The following is a 22,399-nucleotide window of genomic DNA, read 5'->3' on the forward strand; positions in this document are numbered from 1 at the left end:
CTTGGTTGAAATCCTGCACGACCCCCCTCGCTGCATTCCGAGCTTGATTTTTGGAATTTCCCACGAAACCACCTCAGACGTTACGTAACGTTGGGGGGTGCTTCCACTCGGTGAACCCACTCTAGCGCAAGTTCCGCGTAAGCTGCATCCAGTATCTTCAGCGATCTCCACCGAAATCGAGCTCGGTAGCCGGGTGGGCGAATGGGCGCCCATGTGCGACATCCATTCCTCTTATGGTGATTGCGCGGCGATTTATTCGGCAGGCGTCCGAGAGCGCCGGCGGGCCGACCCGCCACGCATTGAAGAAATGGGCAGAGTCGCGCGGGTAAGAGCCTCCATGGCCTCCACATGGGCCCATGTCGCAGCACCCATGTTCTCAGAGTGGGGCTCTGACTGGTCCCACACGCTCGCACCTGAACGACGGCGATCCCGGTGAGGACAGCGCCGCCGGGGCGGCGGCCGCGGAGGCGCTACCAAACCGCTTGAAGGTCGGCGGTCGAGGCATGTAACTTGCCGAGTTGTGCCGTGAAAGACCAACACGAATCGGCCTGGATGATGGAACCCGAAAGCCGCGAGGTCCCGAAGAGCACACCCGTGCGCGCGGAGATCGTGCGGCTGGTCCGTGAGAAGCGCTACGAGGAGGCGCTGGCGGTGCTCTACCGCGCGCGCGCGGAGGCGCCCGAAGACCGCGAGCTGCAGACCAGCATCGAGCGGATCAAAGAGTTCCTCGCCGGCGCCTACGCCAAGCGGCTCGGCGGCCTCGATCAGGTGGCGGGGCCCATCCCGGTGTCGGCGGGTCGCTCGCCCGACGCGCTCCTGGTGGCGCGGTACATCGATGGCTCGTCGACGTTCGACGACATCGTGCAAATGTGCCCGCTCGGGCGGCTCCGCACGCTGCAGGTGCTCGTCGGCCTTTACACGGGGCGGGAGGTGGCGTCGCCGTTCAGCGAGAAGACACCGCAGTCCTGGCGCCGGCAGATGGACACGCTGCCGTCCGCGGTCAGCTCGGATCCGGGGCCGCCGACCATGCCCGAGCGCGGGCTGCAGCGGCGAGCGCCGGAGCAGCCCGCCCCAAGCAGCGCGCCCTTCACGCCGCGGGTCTACGAGACGGAGGAGGATCGGCGCTACCGCGAGGCGTTCGCCCGCGGCACCGCCGCGTTCGTGCAGCGCCGCTACGACGAGGCGATCGAGGCCTTCGAGGCCTGCGCGCGCATGCGTCCGGGCGACTCGGCGTCGTCCGTCATGCTGCGCCGAGCGCGGCGCGACCTCGGAGGCTGATGCCGATCGTCGTGGTCGCGGATCCCGATCTGCGCGAGCGCATGCGGTGCATTCGCGTCATCGCGGGGCAGACGCCGGTGAGCGCCATCGGCGCCGCCACGTGGGAGGAGCTGGAGCAGGCGCTCGAGGGCGCCGAGAGCGCGGAGCTCATCATCTACGCGCCGTCGCTCCCGGGCGGGCCGGAGGACGCCGTCGCGCAGCTGCTCCGCCGCACGGCGCGCCTCGTGCTCGCCGTGAACGAGGGCGTGGAGGTCCCGGGGGCGATGAACGTCACGCGCGTGACGTGGCCCATCGCCGAGGAGACGCTCGTCCTCATGGGGCACGCCGCGGGCGCGCAGTCGGCGCCGATCGGGATGTACTTCGTGCCCGTCGACTTCTTGCAGATGATCTGCATGTCCGGCGACTCGCACGTCCTCGTGGTCAGCAACGAGAGCGGCGACGTGGGCCTCATCGAGGTGCGGCGCGGCCAGGTGTGGACGGCGTTCGACGGCCTCGGCGTGGGCGAGGAGGCGTTCGCGCGGCTCATCCGCCCGGAGATGCGCGTGCGCGTCAACCCGACCGTCAGCTCGACGAAGGAGCGCACCATCTTCAAGGATCTCGCGGAGCTCGTGCTCGACTCGCTCCGCCGGATCGACGAGGGCTGCGTGGAGATGCCGCCGCCGATCTCCTCGAGGCGGATCGAGGTCGCGCTCTTCTCGCCCGAGCAGCGCGCGGCGCGCGTCAAGCAGCTCAACGCCGACGCGCGGCGCCTCCTCATGGAACGCAGCTACAGCGAGGCGGCCCGCGTCCTCACCGACCTCTCCACCCTCGACCCCGCATCCAGTCTCGTGCGCGCTAACCTGGAACAGCTACGCAAGCTCGGATACCCCAAATGACCCGATCCATCGCATTCGCCAGCCTGAAGGGCGGAGTCGGAAAGACCACCGTGGCGCTCAACTGCGCCTTCGCCTTCGCGCGCCGAGGCGCGCGGACCCTCCTCGTCGACACGGATCTGCAGGGCGCCATCGGCATGTCGCTCGACGGCGTCAGCGACCGCCCCGGCCTCGCCGCGAGCCTCGCGCGCGGCGGCCCCCCGCTCGAGGGGCTCGTCAAGACGCGGCTCCCGGAGCTCTGTCTCCTGCCCATGGGCCCCGTCGACGCGCTCGACGAGGATCGCTTCTCCGTCAACGCGCGCGAGGCCAACCTCGTGGGGCGCATCCTGGAGCAGAGCCAGCGCGACTTCGACCTGATCCTCTTCGACACGCCGGCCGGGCTCGGCGGGATGTCGCGCCTCGCGCTCGAAGAGGTGGACCACGTCGTCGCCGTGGCGCAGTGCGAGCCGCTCGCGCTGCGGGCCCTGCCCCGGCTGCTCGAGCTCCTGGCGCGGCTCCGCGACATCGGCTCCGCCTGCTCGCTGCTCGGCGTGGTCGGCACCATGAGCTCGTTCCGCGATCCGGTGCTGTTGGCCTCGCTGGAGGAGCTGTGGTCGCTCTACCGCGACCAGGTCTTCGACACCGCGGTCCCGCGCGACAGCACGTTCCTCCAGGCGAGCCGCGCGGGGGTGCCGCTCGGCCTGCTCAGCCGCCGCCCGCCGGCGGTCTCGGCGGTGTTCGACAAGCTGGTGGCCGAGATCGAGGAGCGCCTTGGCACCACGGCAGGAGGCGAGGATGACGGCCCGATCCGTCTCGTGGACTGACGCGCAGCGGGTGAGCTCGCTGCTCGCGCGGGTGTCGGCGACGCCCGCGCGCGAGCCGGCGGCGCTCGTGAGCGCCATGGGGTCGTCGCGCGCCGGCGCGCCCGCGAAGGCGCCGCCCGCGCCGGCGAAGGCGGCGCCCAAGGCGCCGAAGGAGGTGCCGCGCCTCGTGCAGACCTCCGACAACCCGGCCGACCGGCTCGACGCGCTCGTCGCCTGGACGCTCGCCCACCACGCGTGCGCGGGCGCCTTCGTCGCCGACGACAACGGCCTCACGCTGGCGGCGCACGGCATCTCGGAGGCGCACGTGTCCCTCGTGGGCCCGCTGCTCTCGGCGCTGGTCGGCGTCCGCACCGTCCCTGGTGTCGACGCCACGGCGGGCGCGCTCTGGCTGGGCGCGCAGATGATGTCCTGGGTCGAGACGCGCACGGCGCGCGGCGGCTTCTGCCTCGGGACCGTGGGCGACGAGGCTCTCTCCACGCGGGCGCTCGAGCAGCTGAAGGAGGCGCTCGAGACGACCGTGCGCGGGCTGTGATACATCCGGATTTTCAATGCGGGCGCGCGCGCCCAGGAGCGACGGAAGCACGATGATCGACACCAAAGTCCTCGAGGCCGCAGTCCACGACCTCCGCAACATCCTTCGCGACGGGCTGCTCGCCAGCGACATCTGGGAGCGCACGGCGGGCCTGTCGCTCGCCGGCTTCAACCAGCAGCCCGTGGCGGTGGCCCTCTTCACGCGCATCACCGAGGAGCTGGACAGCTCGCTGCGCGACTCGAACTTCCCGCCCCTCGGGCGGTATTACATGCTCGACATGGCGGGCAACCACACCGTGGTGGTGGTCAACCACGGCAAGCTGCTCCAGGGCATGCTGGTGGACAACAGGCGGGCGAACCTCGGGATCCTCATCTCCGTCGCGATCCCGCGGATGATCGAGACCATCGCGCAGGCGTACGAGCCCTGAGCTGCCGAGCCCGCTCGCTTTCGCTCCGAACGCACCACAGAAATCCGGCGCCGCATCCGGGGACACGTCGCGAAAAGGGCGCGACGCGCGCAGCCGCTCGTACGGCGTGGGCGCCGCGCGCGCCGCGCGCAGGCCTCGCCGCTAGTCCGGCAGGCCGCGCGTAAAATCGAGCAGGCGCAGCATGTCCCGGCGGGTCCGTGGGCCGTAGGTCTGGAACGAAGGCATCGGCGCGTTCGCGTACTCCGCGCGCGCGCGGCTCACCTCGTCGCGGGCCTGCGCGCCCTGCACCGCGGCGACGTCGACGCCGTACACGCGCGCGGCGTTGAGGCCGAGGATCTTCGCCTTCCGCTCCGGGGTCAGCGCCGGGTACCCGTGGCGCTCCTGGAGCTCGGGGGTGATCTCGAACGCCCGGAATGCCTGGATCTGATCCTGCGGCGAGCCGAACCAGATGGCGTCGGTCCCCCAGAGGATCCGGTCCTCGCCCACGTGCTTGAGCAGCTTGCCCAGGACGTGCGCCGCCTCGTCGGGTTTCTTCATCACCTCGCGCCACGTGGAGCCGAGCTCGGCGTACACGTTCCCGTTCTGCCCGACGCCGTTCTCCTCGAGGGAGCGTATCAGCGCGTCCACGCCGCGCGTGGCCTTCGGGTCGTACGGGCCTTCGGTGATGTCGGGCTCATAGCCGGAGTGATAGATGAGGAACGTCGCCTTCGGGAACGCGCGCGCCGCCGGTCCCACGTCCTTCGGCCGCGTGTACTCCGGGTTCATTCCGGAGAGCGGGAGCCCCTTGTGCACCGCGAAGATCGGAATGCCGAGGGCGATGCCGTGCTCGATCGTCCTCCGGCCCACCTCGTCGTTCAGCCACCAGCCCTCGCCGGTCGGTCCCCACACGGTGTAGAGCTTCCACGCGCTGAGCTTCATGGTCTCGGCCTGCCTGCGCATCTCGTCGGCGATCTTCTCCCAGGGCGCGATGGTCGGCTGGACGACGCCGTGGATGCGCAGCCGATCCCGCCCGAGCTGCGCGACCTTCTCCCGCGTACGCGCGGCTTCCTCGGTGAGCATGGGCAGCGGATCGCCCCAGAGGCCGGTCAGCACGGCGAGCTGGGTGTCGCTGTTCATGAAGACCTCGCGGATGAGCACGTCATCGGTGAAGCACCGCGCCCAGGCCGGGGCGCCGCAGTCCGCTTGCGGCGTCGTCTTGAGGAAGTTCGCGAGCGACGGCTGCCCTTCCTTCCACCAGACCCGGTCGGCGCTCACCTCGTGCGTCTGCACGTCGAAGATGAACTCTTTGCCGGTCAGCTTCTCGTTCGCGGCGGCGGGGTCGAGCGTGGACTCCTTCGTGACCTGGTAGCGCCCGCCCCCGCAGCCCAGCTGGTTCAGCGCGAGGAAGACGGTCGCGGCGCCGCACGTGCTGGCGAGGTACTCGCGCCGGCTCATCCCCAGCCTGCGCGCGTTGTCGAGCGCGCTCTCCATCGCGCTCCGCTGCGCCTCGCGCAGCGCCGCGTCCGGGGATCGCGGCCAGTACTCACCGTTGCTCGTGGAGTCCAGCTTCACCGGCAGGCGGAGATCATCGTCAGGTAGGCTCTTCTTCATCGAGTGGCTCCTGTTGGTTCCGGCTCAGGCGTTCACAGCGGCGCGTCACGGTGAAACGGGATCATCGCCCGTGTCGCGGTCGACGGCTGACGCGATCTCGGGTCGGACCGCGTCGGCCGATGCGCGAGGTTGCTGGAGCTCGCACGCGCGACGCATGGCTGGGTCGTGACGCGACCGGGCGCGCGCGGCAAGGCAGGGACGCGCGCGCCGGGGTGAGCATCCCGAGCGGTGGCGAGCTCGACCAGCGGGGCGCCGCGATCGGTCAGGCGATCGACGTGCGCCGTCTTCGCCTGGAGGGTCGCGTCGATGGAGCGCTCGCGCGCTCGGCGGGAAGTCGACCTCGTCGAGGAAGCGATGGTCGCGAGATCACCGCGTCGGAAGCGAGCGAGCGGGACCTCGTCGCGCAGGGTCCCCGCCTTCGGCTCGCGCGGTGCGGCTGGGTTCGCTCGGCGTGCTTGCGTCGAGGACGAGGAGGAGGTCGCGCGTCAGGTGGTGCTCGCCCCGCGGGTCGCGCCCGCGGCGCGCCGGCGCTGCGGGCCGAGCCACGCCGCGAGCGCGCGATCGATGGCGAGGAAGGTGAGCGCCGCCGCGGCCGCCACGAGGGCGAGGAACAGATCGTAGCGCGGGAACAGCGCCTCCCAGCCCGCCCAGACGCGGTGGGAGAGGTTGACGTTCGTCTCGGGCGGCGTGAGCGCGCGCGTGAGCCCTACCAGGGCGAGCAACGCCGCGGTGGCCTTGAGCCAGGCGCGGTGCGGGAGGCCCAGCTCCCGCACCGCGAGGACGGCGAGGATCGGGCAGAGCACGTGCGGCAGGAACGTGGTCAGGAGGAGCCCGCTGCCCGTCGCGATGTCGAGCAGCCAGATGGGCGTGCCGAAGGCGAGCCACAGCGCCGCGATCGCGGCGAGGTCTGGCCTGGCGAGAAAGCAGCCGGCCGCGAGCAGGAGGGGCGCGACGTTGCACATCCAGAGCAGGTCGTGCGGTGAGCCCCGCCGCACGTGGTTGCCGCCGTGGACGACGAACGCCACCGCGGCGAGGCCGCCCATCACCCGGAGCCGCGACGAGGACGACGAGGACGGCGCTGCCATCAGAGCCCTCCGTCGCCCCTCGTCGTCCGACCGGTGACGCAGGCGTTCTCGAGCGCAAGGCGCCGCGCGCGGATCGCCGAGGTCGCGGTGCGCGGGCCGCTGTCGCGCTCGAGGTCGTGGTACGCGGCGGGATTTGTCGAAATGTGCCGCGCCATCAGAAATGGGATGCCAGCGTCCGCGGGATGCTCGCGGGCCCTGCTGGGGCTCTCGGTCAACGCGCGGTCGACGTGCTCCGCCGGCTGTCGCGGGTTCCCCGTTCGGCGGATCGCCACCGTCGGCATGGCGACCAGAGGTACCTGGGCCGGGCGGACAAGGCAACGTCCGGGCTCCGGGCGCTCGCGGCGCGTGCGCGATGTCGCCGAGCCATTTCCTCGCGCGAGATTTCGTGTCTAGCCTCCGGCGCATGCTCCGTGTCGCCGCTCTTCTCCTCGTCATCCCGCTCGCCGGCTGCGGCGGGGCCCCCAAGCCCCCGCCGGAGCCTCCGCAGCCCGCGCCGATCGCGGCCCAGCCCGAGCCTGAGCCCGAGCCTCCGCTGGACGACGCGCCGATGCTCGACGTGGTCTCGGCGCAACCAACCGAGATCCTGCTGGACGGTAAGCCCATCGGGACGACGCCGATCACGGGGCGCAAGGTTGCGCCGGGAACGCACGAGGTGACGTTCGTGGACCTGGAGCGCGGCAACCGGACGATGATGGTGACGCTGGAGCCCGGCGACGCGAAGACAGTCCAGTCGGACCCGCCGCCCTCCATCCAGGAGAGCGGCGGCGGCGGCGACGCCAAGAGCGACAAGCCGGGCGAGAGGAAATAGCGGACCCGGGTTGACCTCGTGTGGCGCTCCGACCCGGGTTGACCTCGTGTCGCGTCACACCACCGCCCAACCCAGGTTGGCAGCGACCATCCAACCCAGGTCGGCAGCGACCACCCACCCAGGTCGGCAACACCGAATTGGCGACGCGATCCAGGTTGGCAACGCTTCAGCGCGTGCGGATTGCGAAACGCGACGCAGCGCGGATAGCCATGGTCACGCACTTCAGCCAAGGGTGGCGGAAAGCGGCGGAATCCGCGGCCGCCACCCACCGCGCGGTGGCAACCCCTTGAAATAATTCACACCGACTCACGGCACAACGCTTGCTTCTGCACTCCAACCATGAGCCAGCCTCGCGAGATCGCTGCCGGCGCAACTTACCTGGTCACCCGTCGCGTCCTACGCCGTCATTTCCTGTTGCGCCCCGATGCGGCCATCAACCAGCTCTTGGTCTACGCCCTCGCAGTCTCAACCCGCCGCTACGGCGTCGAGGTTCACGCTCTTTGCGCAATGTCGACGCATCTGCACCTCGTGGTAACCGATGTGCAGGGCGTACTGCCGCGCTTCTTGCAGTATTTCCACCGCCTCGTCGCTCTGGGGACGAAGGTGCTGCGCGAGTGGGAAGGGCCCGTATGGGACCACGAGGCCACGAGCGTGGTACGGCTGATGACGCCGGCCGCGGTGGTCGAAAAAATCGCTTACGTGCTCGCGAACCCTGTGGCCGCTGGTCTGGTCCGGCATGCGACGGAATGGCCGGGCGTCAAGGTACATGTGGGTGAGCTCGGCCGTGGCGTGCTGCGCGCGACACGGCCCTCGGTGTATCTCGACCCGGCGAACCCGCAGTGGGTCGAGGAAGCGACGCTGCCGCTGGCGCTGCCGCCGGACATCGCGCCGGAGGATGCGGAGAGCCTTCGCCGTCAGGTCGCTGCGGAGCTCGAGCGCCAGGAAGAGCTTGCGCATGCGGACATGGAGCGGAGAGGGCTCCGCTTCGTGGGCGCCGAGCAAGTCACTAAAAACTCGCCTTATGAGCGAGCCACAAGCTCCGAGGGCCTGCGCGGGCGCAATCCGACATTTGCCGTCGGCCGTGACCAGGGCGACGCCTGGCGAACCGCTGCTGCCGCCGTACGCGCGTTTCGCGCGTCGTACCGTGCTGCGCTCGAACGATGGCGTGCTGGCGTGCGCAGCGTTTTATTCCCGGTGGGGACGTGGTGGATGTGCACATTTCACGGCGCCAGCGTCAATGACCCGGTGAGCACGGGATAGCACCGCACGCGGAGAGAGAGCGCGCGCGACGGGTTGGAGAGGGACACCTCTCCGCATGGTCCTGGGGAACGTGCGTGTGATGGGGGCGGAGCGGGTGGCGGGTCCGCGGTGAAGCGCTCCGAGGATGGCTGCGTATGCGTCATGCCGCGCCACGTCAGCATGGCGCGGCGCCAAGCCGCCGCGTCTCTGCTTGACCGACAGCGGCTGTTCCGCCGCCGGTCGAAGCCCCCGGATTGATGGGTTGCCCTGGGCCGGCCGCGCCGCCGTCGGGGTTTCGCCCGCGGGGTACCCCTCGGTTCGGGTGACGCGCACCAGGCTGGGTGGGGTCAACCTCAACCTTAGGGTCAACCTCAACCTGGGTTAGGTCAACCGCAACCTGGGTCAGGTCAACCGCAACCTGGGTCAGGTCAACCAACCTGGTCGGGTAGGCGGGGTCGGGTAGGCGATCTGGGTCGGGTAGGCGGGAGGCGGGTGAACCCGGGTCAGGTGACGTGACGGGGTCAGGTGACCGGGGCAGGTGACGCGTGAGGCGTCACGATGCCCTGACCGAGGCCGCCATCGACGGGCAGCTCGACGCCCGTGGTGAAGGTCGCCTCGAAGGCAAGGAACAGCACGGCGCGAGCCACCTCATCCGGCGTGCCGATTCGCTTCATCGGGGTGACCTCGCGGCCCTCCTGCTCGAAGGCCGCCAGCGCCTCCGCGGATGCGCCCGCGATGCCCATGGTCGGCGTCTTGATGAACCCGGGGCTCACCGCGTTCACGCGGATTTGCCTCGGCAGCAGTTCCGCCGCGAAGACCTGCGCGAACGACCGCAGCGCCGCCTTCGATCCCGCGTAGACGCTCATGCCGGGGCTGCCGCCCTCGTTGGCGATCGACGTCGTGAAGACGATGGCTCCTCCATCCCGCATCAGCGGAACCAGCCGCTGTACCGTGAAGAACGCCCCCTTCGTGTTGACGCCGAACGTCCAGTCGTACGAGGCCTCGGTCACCTGGTCCAGCGTTTCCAGGCTCGCGACACCGGCGTTGACGAACAGCAAGTCGATCTGCCCGAGCGTGTCCCTCACGATCGCGAAGAGCGCGTCGATGTCCGCCATGCTCCCCATATCCGATCGCACCACGTTCGCCCTCGAACCGAGCTCGCGCCGCGCCGCCTCGATATTCCTCTCGTTTTTGCCGGTGAGCAGCACCTCGGCGCCCCCGTCGAGGAGCGCCTTGACCGTGGCAAGCCCCATGCCGTGGGTTCCACCGGTGACGACCGCCTTCTTCCCTGCGTAGCTCTTCATGACCCGTCCTTTCAGCAACTCAGGTTGCCGCCCGCAGCACCTTGATCAGCGCGCCCGGAGACTCGGCGCCGTAGCCCGCGGCCACGCCCTTCCGGAAGAGCCCCTGGGTGAACGCCGGAATCACGGCGTCGATCCTCCCCTCCCGGGCCTGTCGCAGGACGATCTCGGCGCCTCGCGCGCACATCTCCAGCGAGCTCTCTGGGCTCTCGTAGGTCCCGACCTGGATCGCGTCGCCGTCCTGCTTGATCATCCCGCCCACGGCCGGCGCGACGTCGGCGATCATGGAACCGAAATCGCCCACGCGCAGGCCCTCGCTCTCGCAGATGCGAGCGCCGTGATAGAAGCCGACCAGCCCTCCGAAGACGAACGAGATGAAGGCCAGGTCCAGGGCCGACGCCGATCCCACCTGCCCGCCGAGGTACGACACGGTGCCGGCCATGCGCTCGAGGAGCGCCTTGCTCTTCTCGAACGCCGTGGCCGAACCCGAGACGATGATGCTGCTCTCGGGCTTTCCCATCTGGCTCGGGATAGCCAGGATGGCGCCGTCGAGGTAATCGGCCCCTCGCGCCTTCGCCCACGCCTCCCCGTCGCGCGCGTCCTTCGGCGTCCCTGTGCTCAGCTGAACGAGCACCTTTCCGGCGAGGGCGGCGGCAACCTGGGTCGCCTCCAGCAGCCCGTACGTGGCCTGGTAGTCGGCGACGCAGACCACGACGACCGAGCTCGCCTGCACGGCGGCTGCGACGCTCGACGCGAGCGCCGCCCCCGCCGCGACCAGCGGCTCGGCCTTCGCGCTCGTCCGATTCCAGACGGTGACGCGGGCGCCGCTCCGGAGCAGCGCCCCGGCGAGCGCGATGCCCATGCGACCCAGGCCGATAACCGAGACTTCACTCATAGGATGTCCTCCGTTGGCGCGCCCGCCGTCCATGGCGGGCGTTGGTGCTCGCCATGGATGCGGTCCGCGCGCCGGCCCGTCGCGCACGTTTGGACGCGCGGAGAGCACGTTCGGCCAGCGGCGGGCCGCCCCGCGCAGCCCGCGCTGAGGGGCGCCCGCGCGCCGGTGGCCTGGCGCGCGGCCGGACGCCGGTGGATACTCGCCGTCGATGCGAGCCACCGGCACACAGGACCACGCGGCGAGCGCGCCCCGGCCTCGCCTCGGGCCGCGCGTCGATGTCCTCGAGACCCCGGGCGGCGTCGTCGCCCTCGAGCCCTCGTCCAACCACCGGCTGAAGATGCTCACGGGCCCGCCGGTCCGCGGCTCATGCGGCGTCCACCGGTTCCTCTACACGCGCGGCGACACCGACGTCCTCCCCGCCGGGTTTGCGGACGTCTGGCACGAGGACGACCCGAACACCTCGCTCCTGCTGGAGCTGCCCGCGTCGCTCGTGCGCCGCGCCGCCATGGACATGGGGCGCGACCCCGACACGGCCGGCCTCGATCTGCGCCACCAGCTCCGGGATCCGCAGATCGAGCACATCGCCTGGGCGCTCGACGCCGAGCGCATGGCCGGCCATCCGAACGGGCTCCTCTATGCGGAGAGCCTCGGCCTCGCCCTCGCCGTGCACCTGCTCGGCCGCTTCGCCGCGCCGGCCCGGTCGCAACGCGGGCTGTCGCCGCAGCAGCTGCGGCGCGTCACGGCGTACATCGAGGAGCACCTCGACCAGAACCTGTCCCTGGAGCGGCTGGCCGACGTCGCCGAGATCAGCGCCTCGCACCTCAAGACCCTGTTCAAGCGGTCGACGGGCCTGCCGGTGCACGAGTACGTCGTCCAGCGCCGGGTCGAGCGCGCGAAGGCGCTGCTCGCGCGCGGCGACCTGCCCGCCAGCCAGGTGGCGATCGAGGCGGGGTTCGCGCACCAGAGCCACATGGCGCGGTGCATGCGCCGCGTCCTCGGCGTCACGCCCACGGCACTGGCGCGCCGCTCGCCCAGGCGCTGATCCGCCCGATCAGCCGGCCTCGCGGGCGCCGCCCGGCGCGACCCCGCCTCCGCCGTCGCCCCCGCCCTCGCCCAGGCGGGCCAGCTTGTCGGGGTTGCGCACGATGTAGACGTTCGTCGCCGCGCCGTGCTCGTCGTAGGCGAACGACACGCAGCCCACGGCCGAACCGTCCTTCCACAGGACGACGCCCCGGCCCCCGTTGATGTCCGTCGCCTCCCACGTGTAGTCGCCCCAGTACGCGTGGAGGGCGCGGCCGACGAACTCGAGCACCTCGGCCTTGCCCCGCAGGACCTCGCGCAGGGTCGGCACCTTGCCCCCCCCGTCGGCGCAGAGCTCGACCTCGTCCGAGAGCAGCGCCGATAGCTGGTCCGTTCCGCCGCTCGCCACGGCCGTCTGGAAGGCGGCGAGCAGCTGCTCCTGCCGGTCCAGCGGGGTGGTGTGCCGCACCTTCGATTGCGCCACGTTGGCGCGCGCCCGCGAGACAAGCTTGCGGCACGTGGTCTCCTGGAGGCCGAGCGTCGCCGCGATCTCCGGGTAGGACACGTCGAACACCTCGTGGAGCAGGTACGCCGCCCGCTCCTTCGGGGTGAGGCGCTCGAGCACCAGCAGGAACGCCGTCTGGAGCGACGCCGCGAGCGACAGCCGCTCGCCGGGCTCGCCCTCGGTCGACGCGTGGATCGGCTCTGGCAGCCAGGCTCCCACGTAGTCGACACGGGCGTTGCGGGCGGCCCGCAGGAGATCGATGCACCGGCGCGTGCACAGGGTCGTGAGCCACGAGGCCGGGTTCTCGATCGCGCTCCTGTCGGCGCTCTGCCATTTCAGGAACGTGTCCTGCACCGCGTCCTCGGCCTCCGCGCGCGAGCCGAGGATGCGGTAGGCGAGGCCGAGGAGCATGGGCCTCGTGGCCTCGAACGCCGCGACGTCGTCCTCTCGGGTCATCTCAGTGCCTCGACACCTGGATGCGGTTCCACAGGTTGATCATGGCGACGGCGGAGGTCAGGACGCCGATCTCCTGCTCGGAGAAGTGCTCCCGCAGCCGCGTGCGCAAGGCCGCATAGTCGGTCCGACGATCGAGGACGGTCAGCGCTTCGGTCCAGGCGAGCGCGGCCCGCTCGCGCTCGCTGAAATCGCTGACGTGCTCCCACACGACCACCCGGTCCAGCCGCTCGTTCGTCTCGCCGTCCTGGCGCGCCTCCCGCGTGTGCATCTTCACGCAGAAGGCGCACTGGTTGATCTGCGACGCGCGCAGCTGCACGAGGTGGATGATCTTCCTGTCGAAGCCGTGCTTGTCCATCGCCTTGTGCACGCCGGCCAGCGCCTGCAGCACGTCCGGGATCTCCTGCTCGTATTTCACAGCGGTTCTGTCGCTCACGGTGGTTCTCCTTGTCCGGGACCCGCGGGCCCCTCCACCTGACGACGATCCAGCCTCCCCGCCTGTGACGCCTGGGCGATCCGGCGCTCGCTCAGCGCAATTTTTCATATCACAAGAATTTTACAGCGCACAACCGACTCGCGGCGAGGGGCGCGCCGCGCGCTCAGGCGGCGATCACGACCGCCCGGGGCTTCCTCGGGTGCACCTTCACCGGCACGACGCGCCCGGGGCTCAGCATCATGAGCTCGGTGTGCGCGATCCAGTCGATCGTGACCTCGTAGGGCGCCCCGTCGCGCGGCAGGACGCGGAGGTGCAGCCGGCTGACGGGGTTGCCGTCGTACTCCTTCTTCGTGAAGTCGCGGCGCAGGACCTCGGCCTGGGCGGGGACGCCGTGGCGCATCACCCAGCGGTTCAGGAGCGAGCGCCGCAGATCGAGCGCGCCCGGGATCCCGAAGACGAGCCCCATCGGGATCAGGATCAGCTCGATGGTCAGGCGCGGCGTCTTGCCGGGGAGATAGAAGAAAAGGAGCTGGACCAGGCCCACCGCGAGCAGGACGACGCCGATCGAGGCGCTGATCACGCCGCCGAGGAGCTGCGACCGTTTGCCCTGATCCGGCGGCGTCGGGAGGTTCAGGCCGGAGGGGTCCACGCGGGCAGTGTACTGGAAAAGCGTTTCCCCGACATTCCCACGGGCCGCGTGCAGCGATCTGCACCGCGGGAGGCCGAGTGTGGCAGCATGCGGGCCGGAGGAGACCCGCCTTGCGACTCGGGATCGATTTTGGGACCACGCGGACCGTGGTCGCGTGCTGCGACCGCGGGAACTACCCCGTCATCAGCTTCCAGGACACGGCGGGGGACCCCGTGGACTTCTACCCCTCCGTGGCGGCCGAGCGGCGGGGGGAGCTCCGGTTCGGCTTCGACGCCCTCGCGGTCGCCTCGGACCCGGAGTGGACCGTGCTCCGCTCGTTCAAGCGCGTGCTCTCGGGCCCGCGCGCGTCGCCCGACTTCGAGGTCGAGATCGGCGGGACGAAGCTCCGGGTGCTCGATCTCCTCACCCTGTTCCTGAGGTCGCTCCGCGACGCCGTGCTGCACCGGTCGAACCGACCCAAGAAGAAGGACGACGACGGGCGCCTCATCTGCGTCGTGGCGACCCCGGCGAACGCGCACGGGACGCAGCGCTTCGTGACGCTCGACGCCTTCCGCCGCGCCGGTTTCGAGGTGATCGCGCTCCTGAACGAGCCCTCGGCCGCCGGCTTCGAGTACACGCACCGCTACCGCAGCACCATCACGTCGAAGCGCGAGCACATCGTCGTGTACGACCTCGGGGGCGGCACGTTCGACGCCTCGCTGGTCCACATGACCGGGCGGAGCCACGACGCCGTTACGACCGCGGGGCTGAACCACCTCGGCGGCGACGACTTCGACGCCGCGCTGAGCGAGATGGCGCTCGCCGCGGCCAAGATCGAGCGTGAGGCGCTGCCGGCGCGCGCGCTCGCGGCGCTCGCGGACCAGTGCCGCGAGGCGAAGGAGCGCCTCAACCCGAACTCCCGGCGGATCGTGATCGATCTGGAGGCGTGCCTCGGCGAGCTCGCGCCCGCGCACGAGGTGACGATCTCGGCCTCCGACTTCTACGACCGGTGCGTGCCGCTCGTGGAGGCGACGATCACCGCGATGCAGCCGGTGATCGCGCGCCTCGACGCCGGCGCGGGCGAGGCGCTCGCCGACATCGCGGGGATCTACGTCGTCGGCGGCGCGAGCTCGCTGCCCGTCGTCGCGCGGACGCTGCGCGAGCGCTTCGGGCGCCGCGTCCATCGCTCCCCCTACCCCTCCGCGGCGATCGCGATGGGGCTCGCCATCGCCGTCGACGAGGACGCGGGCTTCGAGCTGTCCGACCGGCTGTCGCGCCACTTCGGGGTGTTCCGGGAGAGCAGCGGCGGGGAGGAGGTGGTGTTCGACCCGATCTTCGACCGGGAGGCGCGCGTCCCGTCGAGCCACGAGGCGCCGGTGGTCTCGCGGCGCGTGTACCGCGCGGCGCACAACGTCGGCCGCTACCGGTTCGTCGAGTGCGCCGCGCTCGACCGGCTCGGCGTGCCCCACGGCGACATCACGGCGTTCAACGAGGTCGTGTTCCCCTTCGACCGGCGGCTCCGCGAGCGCGCCGCCGAGATCGCCGCCGTGCCCGTGCAGCGCATGACCAACGAGGGGCCGCTGATCGAGGAGCAGTACGCGATCACCTCGCACGGCATCGTCGAGGTGACGATCACCGACGTCGAGGCGGGCTACCAGCGCGTCTATCAGGTCGGCGCGTGAGCGCGCCGGCTGTGGCCTGGAGGCATCCGCGCTGATCTCGGCCGCGCGCGCCGCGCCCTCGCTGGACGGCGCCGCGCTACCGGGGCAGCGCCTCGGGCGAGGATCGCCATCGGAAGCGGCCTCGCCCGCGATCCTCCGACGTCACGCGCGTCACGCGCGGCACGCGCGTCACGCGAGGAGCCGGCGCAGCGCCTCGATCACGGCCGGCAGGGTCGCCAGCGCCCCGAGCGTCGTCACGACCGCGGTGGCCGCGGCGAACTGGCCGTCGCAGCCGTACCGCGCGGCGACGATGACGGACACCATGGAGGTCGGCATGGCCGACTGCAGCACCGCCACCTCGGACACCGGCCGCCGGAGGCCGAGCGCGACCGCGGCGCCGAGCGCGACCGCCGGGGCCACGACCAGCTTCACGGCGGCGACGGCGACGAGCGGCCGCACGCGGCCGCGCAGCGAGCGCAGGTCGAGGCTCAGGCCGAGCGCGAGGAACACGAGCGTGGGGGTCGCGCTCCCGAGCGCGTCGAGCGCGCGCTCCACCCACGTCGGCAAGGGGATCGGCAGCGCGTAAAGCGCGAGCCCGGCGGCGATCGACAGCACGTTGGGGTGCAGGATCACCCGGAGCAAGCTCCGCGCGTCCACGTCGCCGCCCGCGCCCATGCGCGCGGCTAGCGCGACGCCGAAGGTCCAGAGCATCAGCATCGTGACGATGCTGTCGACGAGGATCGCCGTCCCCGCCGCGTCGCCCGCCCGCCCGTAAAGGGTGAGCACGACGGGGACGCCGAGGAACCCGGTGTTGGAGAAGCTGCCGACGAGGCCCGCGGCGCCCTGCGTGGCGCGCGGGAGCCCGAGGGCGCGCGCGACCGCGACGCCCGCGAGGGCGCACGCGAAGAGCGCGATCGTCGATGCGGCGACGGCGCCCCACGCGCCGTGGCCGATGCCGGAGCGGCGCAGCACGGAGACGATCAGCGCCGGCGTGGTCACGTCGACGACGAGCCGGTTCAGCACGGCCGCGTCCGCCTGGCCGCCGCGGCCGAGCGCGCGCAGCAGCACGCCGACCCCGAGCACCGCGAAGAGCGCCAGGAGCTGCGAGATCAGGTCGCCCGACGGCACGGGCGGCATGTAGCTCCGCGGCGCGCGGCGTCCAGCGCTCTCGTCGCCAGGGCTCTCGTCGATCGAGCGGCTCGCGTCACGGCGCGCGCCCTCCCGGACTCCCGGTCGGCGACCGCGGCGCAGCGCCGTCGTCGGCCGCGGCAGGGCAGCTCTCCGCGGTCTCGCCGCTGCAGCACTCGGCCTGGTTGGCGCCGAACATCGGGCAGCGGCCGTTCACGCAGGCGGCGTGGCCATGGATGTAAGCGAGCGGTGAAGCGCAGAGCCGGCAGCGCACCACGGCGGACTATAGCCGGCCGGCGACCGGCGGAACAGCAGAGGAAAGGACGCCACGGACGCCGAGAGCGCGCTGCTCCCTGGCGTCCTTGGCGTCCCGGCGGGCGGCTCTCCCGAGGCTCAGGGCACGAGGTCCTGCACCGCCTGCACGACGGCCTGCGGATTCATGCCCAGCCGGTCCATCACGATGTCGCCGGGGGCGCTCGTGCCGTAGCGGTCGATCCCGAGGGCGAGCCCCTTGGAGCCCACCCACTGGTGCCAGCCGAAGGTGACGCCGGCCTCGATGGAGACGCGCCGCGTGCACGCCGCGGGCAGCACGGCCTCGCGGTAGCCGCGGTCCTGGCGCGCGAACCGCTCGACGCACGGCATCGAGACGACGCGGACGCCGGGGCCGATCCGCTTGGCGGCCTCGACCGCGTGCTGCACCTCGCTGCCCGTGGCGATGAGGATCGTCTCGAGCGCCGCCGTCTCCTTGACGAGGACGTAGGCGCCGCGCCGGACGCCCTCGCGCTTCGCGGCGGCGTCGCCCGGCAGCATCGGGACGGCCTGCCGCGTGAGCGCGAGGACCGTCGGCCCGTCGGTGCGCTCCAGCGCGGCGATCCAGGCGCCGGCCGTCTCCTCGGCGTCCGCCGGCCGGATGACGTCGAGATCGACGATGGCGCGCAGCCCGGCGACGGTCTCGACGGGCTGGTGCGTCGGCCCGTCCTCGCCCACGCCCACCGAGTCGTGCGTGAAGATGTAGATGACCGGCAGGTGCGACAGCGCGGCCAGGCGGATGCTCGGCCGCAGGTAGTCCGCGAATACGAGGAACGTGGCGCCGCTCGGGCGCAGGCCGCCGTGGTAGGCGATGCCGTTCAGGATCGCCCCCATGCCGTGCTCGCGGATGCCCGCGCGGATGTTCCGGCCGCCGGGGTGCTCCGGATCGAAGTCGGTGCTCGACGCGATGTAGTTGAACGTCGAGCCGTAGAGATCCGCGCTCGATCCGATGAGCGCCGGCACCGCCTCGGCGACAGCCTGCAGCACGGTCTCGCCGGCCTTCCGCGTGGCGACCTTGGTGCCGGCGGCGAAGGCGGGGACGCGCGCGTCGAGGTCGGCGGGCACCTTCCGCGAGGTGCCCTCGTCGAGCTTCTGCGCGAGCTCCGGGTTCTTCGCGCGCCAGGCCTGGAAGGTCGACTCCCACGCCGCGCGCGCCTTGCCGAGCTCTTCCTTGCGCTTCGCGAAGAACTGCTTGACCTCCTCGCTCACGTAGAAGTGCTCCGGCGGGAGCCCCAGGTTCTTGCGCGCCTGGTCCACGAACTTGGCGCCGCCCTCGCCGTGCGCCTTCTGCGTCCCGGCGACCTCGGGGATCCCCTTGCCGATCAGGGTGTGGGCCACGACGAACTTCGGCTTGCCGCTCTTCGACGCCCGCGCCTGGCCGAGCACCCGGTGGACGGCCTGCAGATCGTTGCCCTGCTCGATGTGGAGCACCTCGAAGCCGTAGGCCTCGAAGCGCTTGGCCGTGTCCTCGCTCTGGGTCTTCACGGCCATGGCGTCGAGGGTGACGTCGTTGGCGTCGTAGATGAGGATCAGGTTGTCGAGCTTGAAGTGTCCCGCGAAGGCGGCCGCCTCGGCGGCCACGCCCTCCTGGAGGCAGCCGTCGCCGGCGAGGCACCAGACGGTGTGGTCGAAGATCGTGTGCTCCTGGGTGTTGTAGCGGGCGGCCAGCATCTTGGCGGCCACCGCGTGCCCCACCGCGTTGCCCACGCCCTGACCGAGCGGGCCCGTCGTCGCCTCGACGCCCTCGGTGTAGTGGTACTCCGGGTGGCCGGGCGTCTTCGACTCCCACTGCCGGAAGCGGCGGATGTCGTCGATGGACACCGGGTAGCCCGAGAGGTGCAGCCAGCCGTACAGGAACATGCTGCCGTGGCCGGCGGACAGGACGAAGCGGTCGCGGTTCAGCCAGTGCGGTTCGCTCGGGTCGTGACGGAGGAGGTCGCCATAGAGAGCGGCCCCGATCTCGGCGGCCCCGAGCGGCAGGCCGAGGTGACCGGAGGAGCAGGCGTGGACGGCGTCCATGGCGAGGCCGCGGGCCATCGTGCACGCGGCGGCGAGCTTGGCGAAATCAGGCATGGCGCGCACTCTAACCTACTTCGTCAAGAAGCGCGCCCTTTCGCTCACCCTGCCCTCCCTCCCCCGGCCGAGCGGCGTCTGGTCTGCCTGGAGGGCTCCTCGGCGCGCGCTCGAAGTCCGCGCTTTCTCGGGATGCGCGGGGATCGCGGATCGCCAGCTTGGTCAGGCTGGAAGTGTGCAGCGGTGCGCGCGACCCGACCCAGGTTGGCCGCGACCCGACCCAGGTTGGCCGCGACCCGACCCAGGTTGGCCGACCGACCCAGGTTGGCCGACCCGACCCAGGTTGGCCGACCGACCCAGGTTGGCCGACCCGACCCAGGTTGGCCGACCCGACCCAGGTTGGCCGACCCGACCCAGGTTGGCCGACCCGACCCAGGTTGGCCGACCCGACCCAGGTTGGCCGACCCGACCCAGGTTGGCCGACCCGACCCAGGTTGGCCGACCCGACCCAGGTTGGCAGGACGGCGCGGGGTGGGATGGCGCAGCGAGCGCCAGCTCAGGCGTCGTGGGAGCTCGCGGACACCAGGATCCGTCACCCCTGACGCAATCGCGATCGCGTACGTCAGGGAGCTAGGACCGTCACAAAGCCGTCGCTGCCTGCGGCGGTGAGCGGGCCGGCGCCGAAGTCGACTGTACCCGTGAAGTCGCCGACGAGCACGAGTCGGTCGTCGTGATAGGTCGTCAGGCCTCGAATCGTGGCGGGCGTGCCCGTGAACGTGCGGCGCCAGAGCTCCGCGCCGGAAGCATCGAGCTTGACGATCGACCCTTCTCCCAGGACGATGACGTTCCCGGCGGAGTCCGCGAACACGGCGTCGCTCGGTGCCTCTCGGTGCCAGATGTAGTCGCCGAGCGGGCTCATCTTCACCACGAAGTGCGTCCCGGCGGGGATTGGTCCACCGCCCAGATCCAGATTTCCCAGGCTGCGGCCCACGATCAGGAGATTGTCCTCGGGATCGACGGCGATATCCTTTGCCTCCCCACCGTCGTACCAGGCGTCCGGTCCGGACACGCGCTTTTGCCAGAGCACGGGCTCACCCCAACCTGGGTCGGCTCACCCCAACCTGGGTCAGGTCGGCTCCAGCAAGATCTGCGGCGCACATCGTGGGCAGGCGTCCCATGCTCCTTTCTTTCGCGGCAGCGCGGAACGATCGGGCATCTGGATGTCCGAGCGCGCAAGCCGGGACGCCCCCTGGGGCGAGCCCTCCTACGTCGACGCGCTCAATCCCGGTCACGACGACGGCACGCAGGCGATGAACCCGCACGTCGATCTGCCCGAGCTCCGCGTCGTGGTCGGGCTGAATGGGCCTGATACCCAGGGCTGGAACCTCGCGATCGCGTCCCGCGAGCGCCCGCTGGACGAATGGGGCGAGCTCGTCCCGCTCGCCGAGCTGAACGACGCGGGCGACCAGCTGGCGCCCGTCCTGTTCGATGATGGCCGGCAGATCCTGTTCCGTTCAGGGGACGACCTGTACTGGGCGCGACGGCCGGGGACCAACGACGCCTTCGAACCGCCGCAGCCGCTGGAGGAGGTGAACGTTCCCGACGCGCGCGAGAACGATCCTTACCTGTCGCCGGACGGGTCCATTCTCTTCTTCTCCTCGGAGCGCTCCGGCGGGACCGACATCTACGAAGCACACCGCATCGCACCATGAGCGGACGCCGGCCCTCAACCCCAACCCAGCTTCACCTCACCCAATCTCCGCCACAGCGAAAGATCCAGAGGCGTTTGCAGAGGACCAGACCGAGCGGGACCCCGCGAGCATGGCACTCGACAAATTCTCTATCCCGCTCGTACCCATGGCATCGTTCGCGGTCGGCTGCGGGACGCGGCGATGCGGCGATCCCCTGATTCGTCGAGGCCCACCCGCCCCTCGATCGGCTCATGGGGTCGAGCGCTCTCGCACCCACCTTGACCCACGCCATCGATCAGCCGATCTTTGCGGCGGCCACACGCGACGGCAATGAGGCCGCGCTGGGCGTCCGAACCGCCTCGGCACGGACGACGCCGAGGTCAGCCGGCAGCAGCGCCCCGACGTGACCGACGTGACCGACGTGTGCCCGACGTGGGCGTGCGTGCATGATGGGACGCCCGGTGTGACTCAGCCTACCCCCGCCCAATCGCCCGCCGCCTACAGCCTACAAAAGACGTGTTAACGCCGGCCATCCCATGGTACGAACGTCAAGATGCCAGAAAGACGCCTTCCGTGACAGAGATGCCAGCTCACCGCGCGTGCGTTTGCTCGCTCGCCGTCCGGCGGGACTCGCCGGCCAAGCCCAGGAGGCGCCTTCGGGCCCCCTGAGACTGGCAGACACCTATGCAAGCGCAAGAATCTCGGCCCGCCGGGCTCGTCCTCATCGTGGACGACAGCGCGGACAACCTGAACGTGCTGTCGGACGCGCTCATCTCCGATGGGCTGGAGGTCGCCGTCGCGTGCGACGGCGAGGAGGCGATCGAGCTGGCCGGCCTGACTCAGCCAGATCTCATCTTGCTCGACGCGCTGATGCCTGGCCTCAGCGGGTTCGAGACGTGCCAGCGCATCAAGGCCGACCCGGCGACGCGGAGCATCCCCGTCGTCTTCATGACGGCGCTCGCCGAAGCGAAGTTCAGGATCCAGGGCTTCCGCGTGGGCGCCGTGGACTACGTGACCAAGCCGTTCGAGAAGACCGAGCTCCTCGCGCGGGTGCACACGCAAATCTCGCTCCGGCGCGCGACGCGGGCCGTCGAGGAGCAGAATCGGAGGCTGTCGGAGGAGATCCGGGAGCGCGCCAGGGCCGAGGAGGCGCTGGCGGACGCCGTGCAAACGCTGCGCGACACGAACGCTCGGCTCTCCGACCAGCTGCTCCAGAGCGAGCGCGCCGAAGCCGCGAGGGCCGCGCTGCAAGACCAGATCATCGCGGCCCAGCGGGAGCGGCTCCTCGAGCTCTCCGCCCCGCTCATCCCGATCATCGATGGCATCCTCGTGATGCCCCTCGTCGGCACGGTGGACGTCGAGCGCGCCAGGCAGGCGGTCGAGACCGCGCTCCACGGCGCGAGCGAGCGCGGGGCGGACCACCTCATCATTGACATCACCGGCGTCAGATCGGTAGATGAGACGGTCGCGCACATGCTCGTGCAAGCGGCGAAGGGGCTGTCGCTGCTCGGCACGCGAACGGTCGTCACCGGCATCCGCGCCGAGGCGGCGCAGACGCTCGTGCGGCTCGACCTGCACCTCGATCACGTCGTGACCAAGGCCACCCTGCAGTCGGGCGTGGAGCACGCGCTGCGGACGCGCGGCCAGCGTCGACGTGCGCGCGAGCGCGAGCTCTGATGTCCTGATGAATCGTCGTTCCCCGGCATCTCCGCCGGACCCGAAGAG

The 22,399-nt window shown here is 70.9% G+C and carries 21 protein-coding genes; 11 read left to right on the forward strand and 10 right to left on the reverse strand.

Annotated elements, in window-relative coordinates:
- The first annotated feature begins 552 nt into the window (after positions 1 to 552).
- Genes WME98_RS48870 through WME98_RS48890 form a run of 5 tightly spaced genes read left to right on the forward strand, consistent with a single transcriptional unit; the run spans position 553 to position 3,912 of the window.
- Positions 553 to 1,278: a tetratricopeptide repeat protein gene (locus WME98_RS48870; RefSeq protein WP_437948377.1), complete on the forward strand. Its 726-nt coding sequence runs from the start codon at positions 553 to 555 to the stop codon at positions 1,276 to 1,278.
- Entirely contained in the window at positions 1,278 to 2,153 is an 876-nt protein-coding gene (locus WME98_RS48875) for a DUF4388 domain-containing protein (protein ID WP_437339265.1), read from the forward strand. Before WME98_RS48870 ends, WME98_RS48875 begins: the two co-directional genes overlap by 1 nt.
- Positions 2,150 to 2,953 carry a ParA family protein gene (locus tag WME98_RS48880; RefSeq protein ID WP_437339266.1) on the forward strand — a complete coding sequence of 268 codons (804 nt, stop codon included), beginning with the start codon at positions 2,150 to 2,152 and terminating at the stop codon, positions 2,951 to 2,953. The genes WME98_RS48875 and WME98_RS48880 overlap by 4 nt, the downstream gene beginning before the upstream one ends.
- Positions 2,925 to 3,485 carry a hypothetical protein gene (locus WME98_RS48885; RefSeq protein WP_437948378.1) on the forward strand — a complete coding sequence of 187 codons (561 nt, stop codon included), beginning with the start codon at positions 2,925 to 2,927 and terminating at the stop codon, positions 3,483 to 3,485. Before WME98_RS48880 ends, WME98_RS48885 begins: the two co-directional genes overlap by 29 nt.
- A gap of 52 nt (positions 3,486 to 3,537) precedes the next feature.
- Complete coding sequence (locus tag WME98_RS48890) at positions 3,538 to 3,912, forward strand: hypothetical protein (RefSeq protein WP_437948379.1); 375 nt, start codon at positions 3,538 to 3,540, stop codon at positions 3,910 to 3,912.
- A 141-nt stretch (positions 3,913 to 4,053) separates the two neighbouring features.
- Here WME98_RS48890 and WME98_RS48895 read toward each other — a convergent pair whose 3' ends face one another.
- Both WME98_RS48895 and WME98_RS48900 read right to left on the reverse strand, forming a co-directional pair.
- Positions 4,054 to 5,502 (reverse strand): amidohydrolase family protein, encoded by a 1,449-nt coding sequence (locus tag WME98_RS48895; RefSeq protein ID WP_437948380.1) that lies wholly within the window; start codon positions 5,500 to 5,502, stop codon positions 4,054 to 4,056.
- 485 nt (positions 5,503 to 5,987) lie between these two features.
- Positions 5,988 to 6,587 carry a hypothetical protein gene (locus tag WME98_RS48900; RefSeq protein WP_437948381.1) on the reverse strand — a complete coding sequence of 200 codons (600 nt, stop codon included), beginning with the start codon at positions 6,585 to 6,587 and terminating at the stop codon, positions 5,988 to 5,990.
- Between the two features lie 403 nt (positions 6,588 to 6,990).
- On the opposite strand from WME98_RS48900, the gene WME98_RS48905 reads away from it, so the two are divergent.
- Together WME98_RS48905 and WME98_RS48910 are read left to right on the forward strand one after the other, a co-directional pair.
- Positions 6,991 to 7,395 (forward strand): PEGA domain-containing protein, encoded by a 405-nt coding sequence (locus tag WME98_RS48905; protein ID WP_437339271.1) that lies wholly within the window; start codon positions 6,991 to 6,993, stop codon positions 7,393 to 7,395.
- Positions 7,396 to 7,734: 339 nt separating this feature from the next.
- Positions 7,735 to 8,655, forward strand: coding sequence for a transposase (locus tag WME98_RS48910; RefSeq protein WP_437948382.1), 921 nt, complete (start codon positions 7,735 to 7,737; stop codon positions 8,653 to 8,655).
- A gap of 500 nt (positions 8,656 to 9,155) precedes the next feature.
- Here the strand turns inward: WME98_RS48910 and WME98_RS48915 are convergent, their stop codons facing one another.
- Together WME98_RS48915 and WME98_RS48920 are read right to left on the reverse strand one after the other, a co-directional pair.
- On the reverse strand, positions 9,156 to 9,938 hold the full coding sequence (locus tag WME98_RS48915) for an SDR family oxidoreductase (RefSeq protein WP_437948383.1): 783 nt from the start codon (positions 9,936 to 9,938) through the stop codon (positions 9,156 to 9,158).
- A gap of 19 nt (positions 9,939 to 9,957) precedes the next feature.
- Positions 9,958 to 10,830: an NAD(P)-dependent oxidoreductase gene (locus WME98_RS48920; protein ID WP_437948384.1), complete on the reverse strand. Its 873-nt coding sequence runs from the start codon at positions 10,828 to 10,830 to the stop codon at positions 9,958 to 9,960.
- A 208-nt stretch (positions 10,831 to 11,038) separates the two neighbouring features.
- Between WME98_RS48920 and WME98_RS48925 the strand changes: the two genes are divergently transcribed.
- Positions 11,039 to 11,872, forward strand: a complete 834-nt coding sequence (locus tag WME98_RS48925; protein ID WP_437948385.1) for a helix-turn-helix domain-containing protein — start codon at positions 11,039 to 11,041, stop codon at positions 11,870 to 11,872.
- 9 nt (positions 11,873 to 11,881) lie between these two features.
- Here WME98_RS48925 and sigJ read toward each other — a convergent pair whose 3' ends face one another.
- The 3 genes from sigJ to WME98_RS48940 form a co-directional block, all read right to left on the reverse strand.
- Positions 11,882 to 12,811, reverse strand: a complete 930-nt coding sequence (sigJ, locus tag WME98_RS48930) for an RNA polymerase sigma factor SigJ (protein ID WP_437948386.1) — start codon at positions 12,809 to 12,811, stop codon at positions 11,882 to 11,884.
- A gap of 1 nt (position 12,812) precedes the next feature.
- Entirely contained in the window at positions 12,813 to 13,166 is a 354-nt protein-coding gene (locus WME98_RS48935; protein WP_437954121.1) for a carboxymuconolactone decarboxylase family protein, read from the reverse strand.
- Between the two features lie 241 nt (positions 13,167 to 13,407).
- Positions 13,408 to 13,893, reverse strand: a complete 486-nt coding sequence (locus WME98_RS48940) for a hypothetical protein (RefSeq protein WP_437948387.1) — start codon at positions 13,891 to 13,893, stop codon at positions 13,408 to 13,410.
- A 110-nt stretch (positions 13,894 to 14,003) separates the two neighbouring features.
- Here WME98_RS48940 and WME98_RS48945 point away from each other — a divergent pair, with 110 nt between their 5' ends.
- A complete protein-coding gene (locus WME98_RS48945; protein ID WP_437948388.1) occupies positions 14,004 to 15,554 on the forward strand; it encodes an Hsp70 family protein in 1,551 nt (516 codons plus the stop codon).
- 168 nt (positions 15,555 to 15,722) lie between these two features.
- Here WME98_RS48945 and WME98_RS48950 read toward each other — a convergent pair whose 3' ends face one another.
- The 3 genes from WME98_RS48950 to WME98_RS48960 form a co-directional block, all read right to left on the reverse strand.
- Positions 15,723 to 16,670 carry an AEC family transporter gene (locus tag WME98_RS48950; RefSeq protein WP_437948389.1) on the reverse strand — a complete coding sequence of 316 codons (948 nt, stop codon included), beginning with the start codon at positions 16,668 to 16,670 and terminating at the stop codon, positions 15,723 to 15,725.
- Between the two features lie 384 nt (positions 16,671 to 17,054).
- Positions 17,055 to 19,043, reverse strand: a complete 1,989-nt coding sequence (gene tkt / locus WME98_RS48955) for a transketolase (RefSeq protein WP_061623787.1) — start codon at positions 19,041 to 19,043, stop codon at positions 17,055 to 17,057.
- A 562-nt stretch (positions 19,044 to 19,605) separates the two neighbouring features.
- Positions 19,606 to 20,052, reverse strand: coding sequence for a hypothetical protein (locus tag WME98_RS48960; protein ID WP_437948390.1), 447 nt, complete (start codon positions 20,050 to 20,052; stop codon positions 19,606 to 19,608).
- 151 nt (positions 20,053 to 20,203) lie between these two features.
- Between WME98_RS48960 and WME98_RS48965 the strand changes: the two genes are divergently transcribed.
- Together WME98_RS48965 and WME98_RS48970 are read left to right on the forward strand one after the other, a co-directional pair.
- Positions 20,204 to 20,695, forward strand: coding sequence for a TolB family protein (locus WME98_RS48965; RefSeq protein WP_437948391.1), 492 nt, complete (start codon positions 20,204 to 20,206; stop codon positions 20,693 to 20,695).
- 663 nt (positions 20,696 to 21,358) lie between these two features.
- Complete coding sequence (locus WME98_RS48970) at positions 21,359 to 22,351, forward strand: response regulator (protein ID WP_437948392.1); 993 nt, start codon at positions 21,359 to 21,361, stop codon at positions 22,349 to 22,351.
- Positions 22,352 to 22,399: the final 48 nt, after the last annotated feature.

It is taken from the genome of Sorangium sp. So ce296, from assembly GCF_051529605.1.
Taxonomy (GTDB): Bacteria; Myxococcota_A; Polyangia; order Polyangiales; family Polyangiaceae; genus Sorangium; species Sorangium cellulosum_D.

Bases quoted from the DNA above. Each gene is read 5' to 3' on its own strand.
- WME98_RS48895 (WP_437948380.1), bottom strand. From the start codon at position 5,502: ATGAAGAAGAGCCTACCTGACGATGATCTCCGCCTGCCGGTGAAGCTG.
- WME98_RS48875 (WP_437339265.1), top strand. From the start codon at position 1,278: ATGCCGATCGTCGTGGTCGCGGATCCCGATCTGCGCGAGCGCATGCGG.
- WME98_RS48920 (WP_437948384.1), bottom strand. From the start codon at position 10,830: ATGAGTGAAGTCTCGGTTATCGGCCTGGGTCGCATGGGCATCGCGCTC.
- WME98_RS48910 (WP_437948382.1), top strand. From the start codon at position 7,735: ATGAGCCAGCCTCGCGAGATCGCTGCCGGCGCAACTTACCTGGTCACC.
- WME98_RS48950 (WP_437948389.1), bottom strand. From the start codon at position 16,670: ATGCCGCCCGTGCCGTCGGGCGACCTGATCTCGCAGCTCCTGGCGCTC.
- WME98_RS48880 (WP_437339266.1), top strand. From the start codon at position 2,150: ATGACCCGATCCATCGCATTCGCCAGCCTGAAGGGCGGAGTCGGAAAG.
- WME98_RS48870 (WP_437948377.1), top strand. From the start codon at position 553: ATGATGGAACCCGAAAGCCGCGAGGTCCCGAAGAGCACACCCGTGCGC.
- WME98_RS48925 (WP_437948385.1), top strand. From the start codon at position 11,039: ATGCGAGCCACCGGCACACAGGACCACGCGGCGAGCGCGCCCCGGCCT.
- sigJ (WP_437948386.1), bottom strand. From the start codon at position 12,811: ATGACCCGAGAGGACGACGTCGCGGCGTTCGAGGCCACGAGGCCCATG.
- WME98_RS48965 (WP_437948391.1), top strand. From the start codon at position 20,204: ATGTCCGAGCGCGCAAGCCGGGACGCCCCCTGGGGCGAGCCCTCCTAC.
- tkt (WP_061623787.1), bottom strand. From the start codon at position 19,043: ATGCCTGATTTCGCCAAGCTCGCCGCCGCGTGCACGATGGCCCGCGGC.
- WME98_RS48890 (WP_437948379.1), top strand. From the start codon at position 3,538: ATGATCGACACCAAAGTCCTCGAGGCCGCAGTCCACGACCTCCGCAAC.
- WME98_RS48935 (WP_437954121.1), bottom strand. From the start codon at position 13,166: ATGGACAAGCACGGCTTCGACAGGAAGATCATCCACCTCGTGCAGCTG.
- WME98_RS48900 (WP_437948381.1), bottom strand. From the start codon at position 6,587: ATGGCAGCGCCGTCCTCGTCGTCCTCGTCGCGGCTCCGGGTGATGGGC.
- WME98_RS48905 (WP_437339271.1), top strand. From the start codon at position 6,991: ATGCTCCGTGTCGCCGCTCTTCTCCTCGTCATCCCGCTCGCCGGCTGC.
- WME98_RS48885 (WP_437948378.1), top strand. From the start codon at position 2,925: ATGACGGCCCGATCCGTCTCGTGGACTGACGCGCAGCGGGTGAGCTCG.
- WME98_RS48915 (WP_437948383.1), bottom strand. From the start codon at position 9,938: ATGAAGAGCTACGCAGGGAAGAAGGCGGTCGTCACCGGTGGAACCCAC.
- WME98_RS48970 (WP_437948392.1), top strand. From the start codon at position 21,359: ATGCAAGCGCAAGAATCTCGGCCCGCCGGGCTCGTCCTCATCGTGGAC.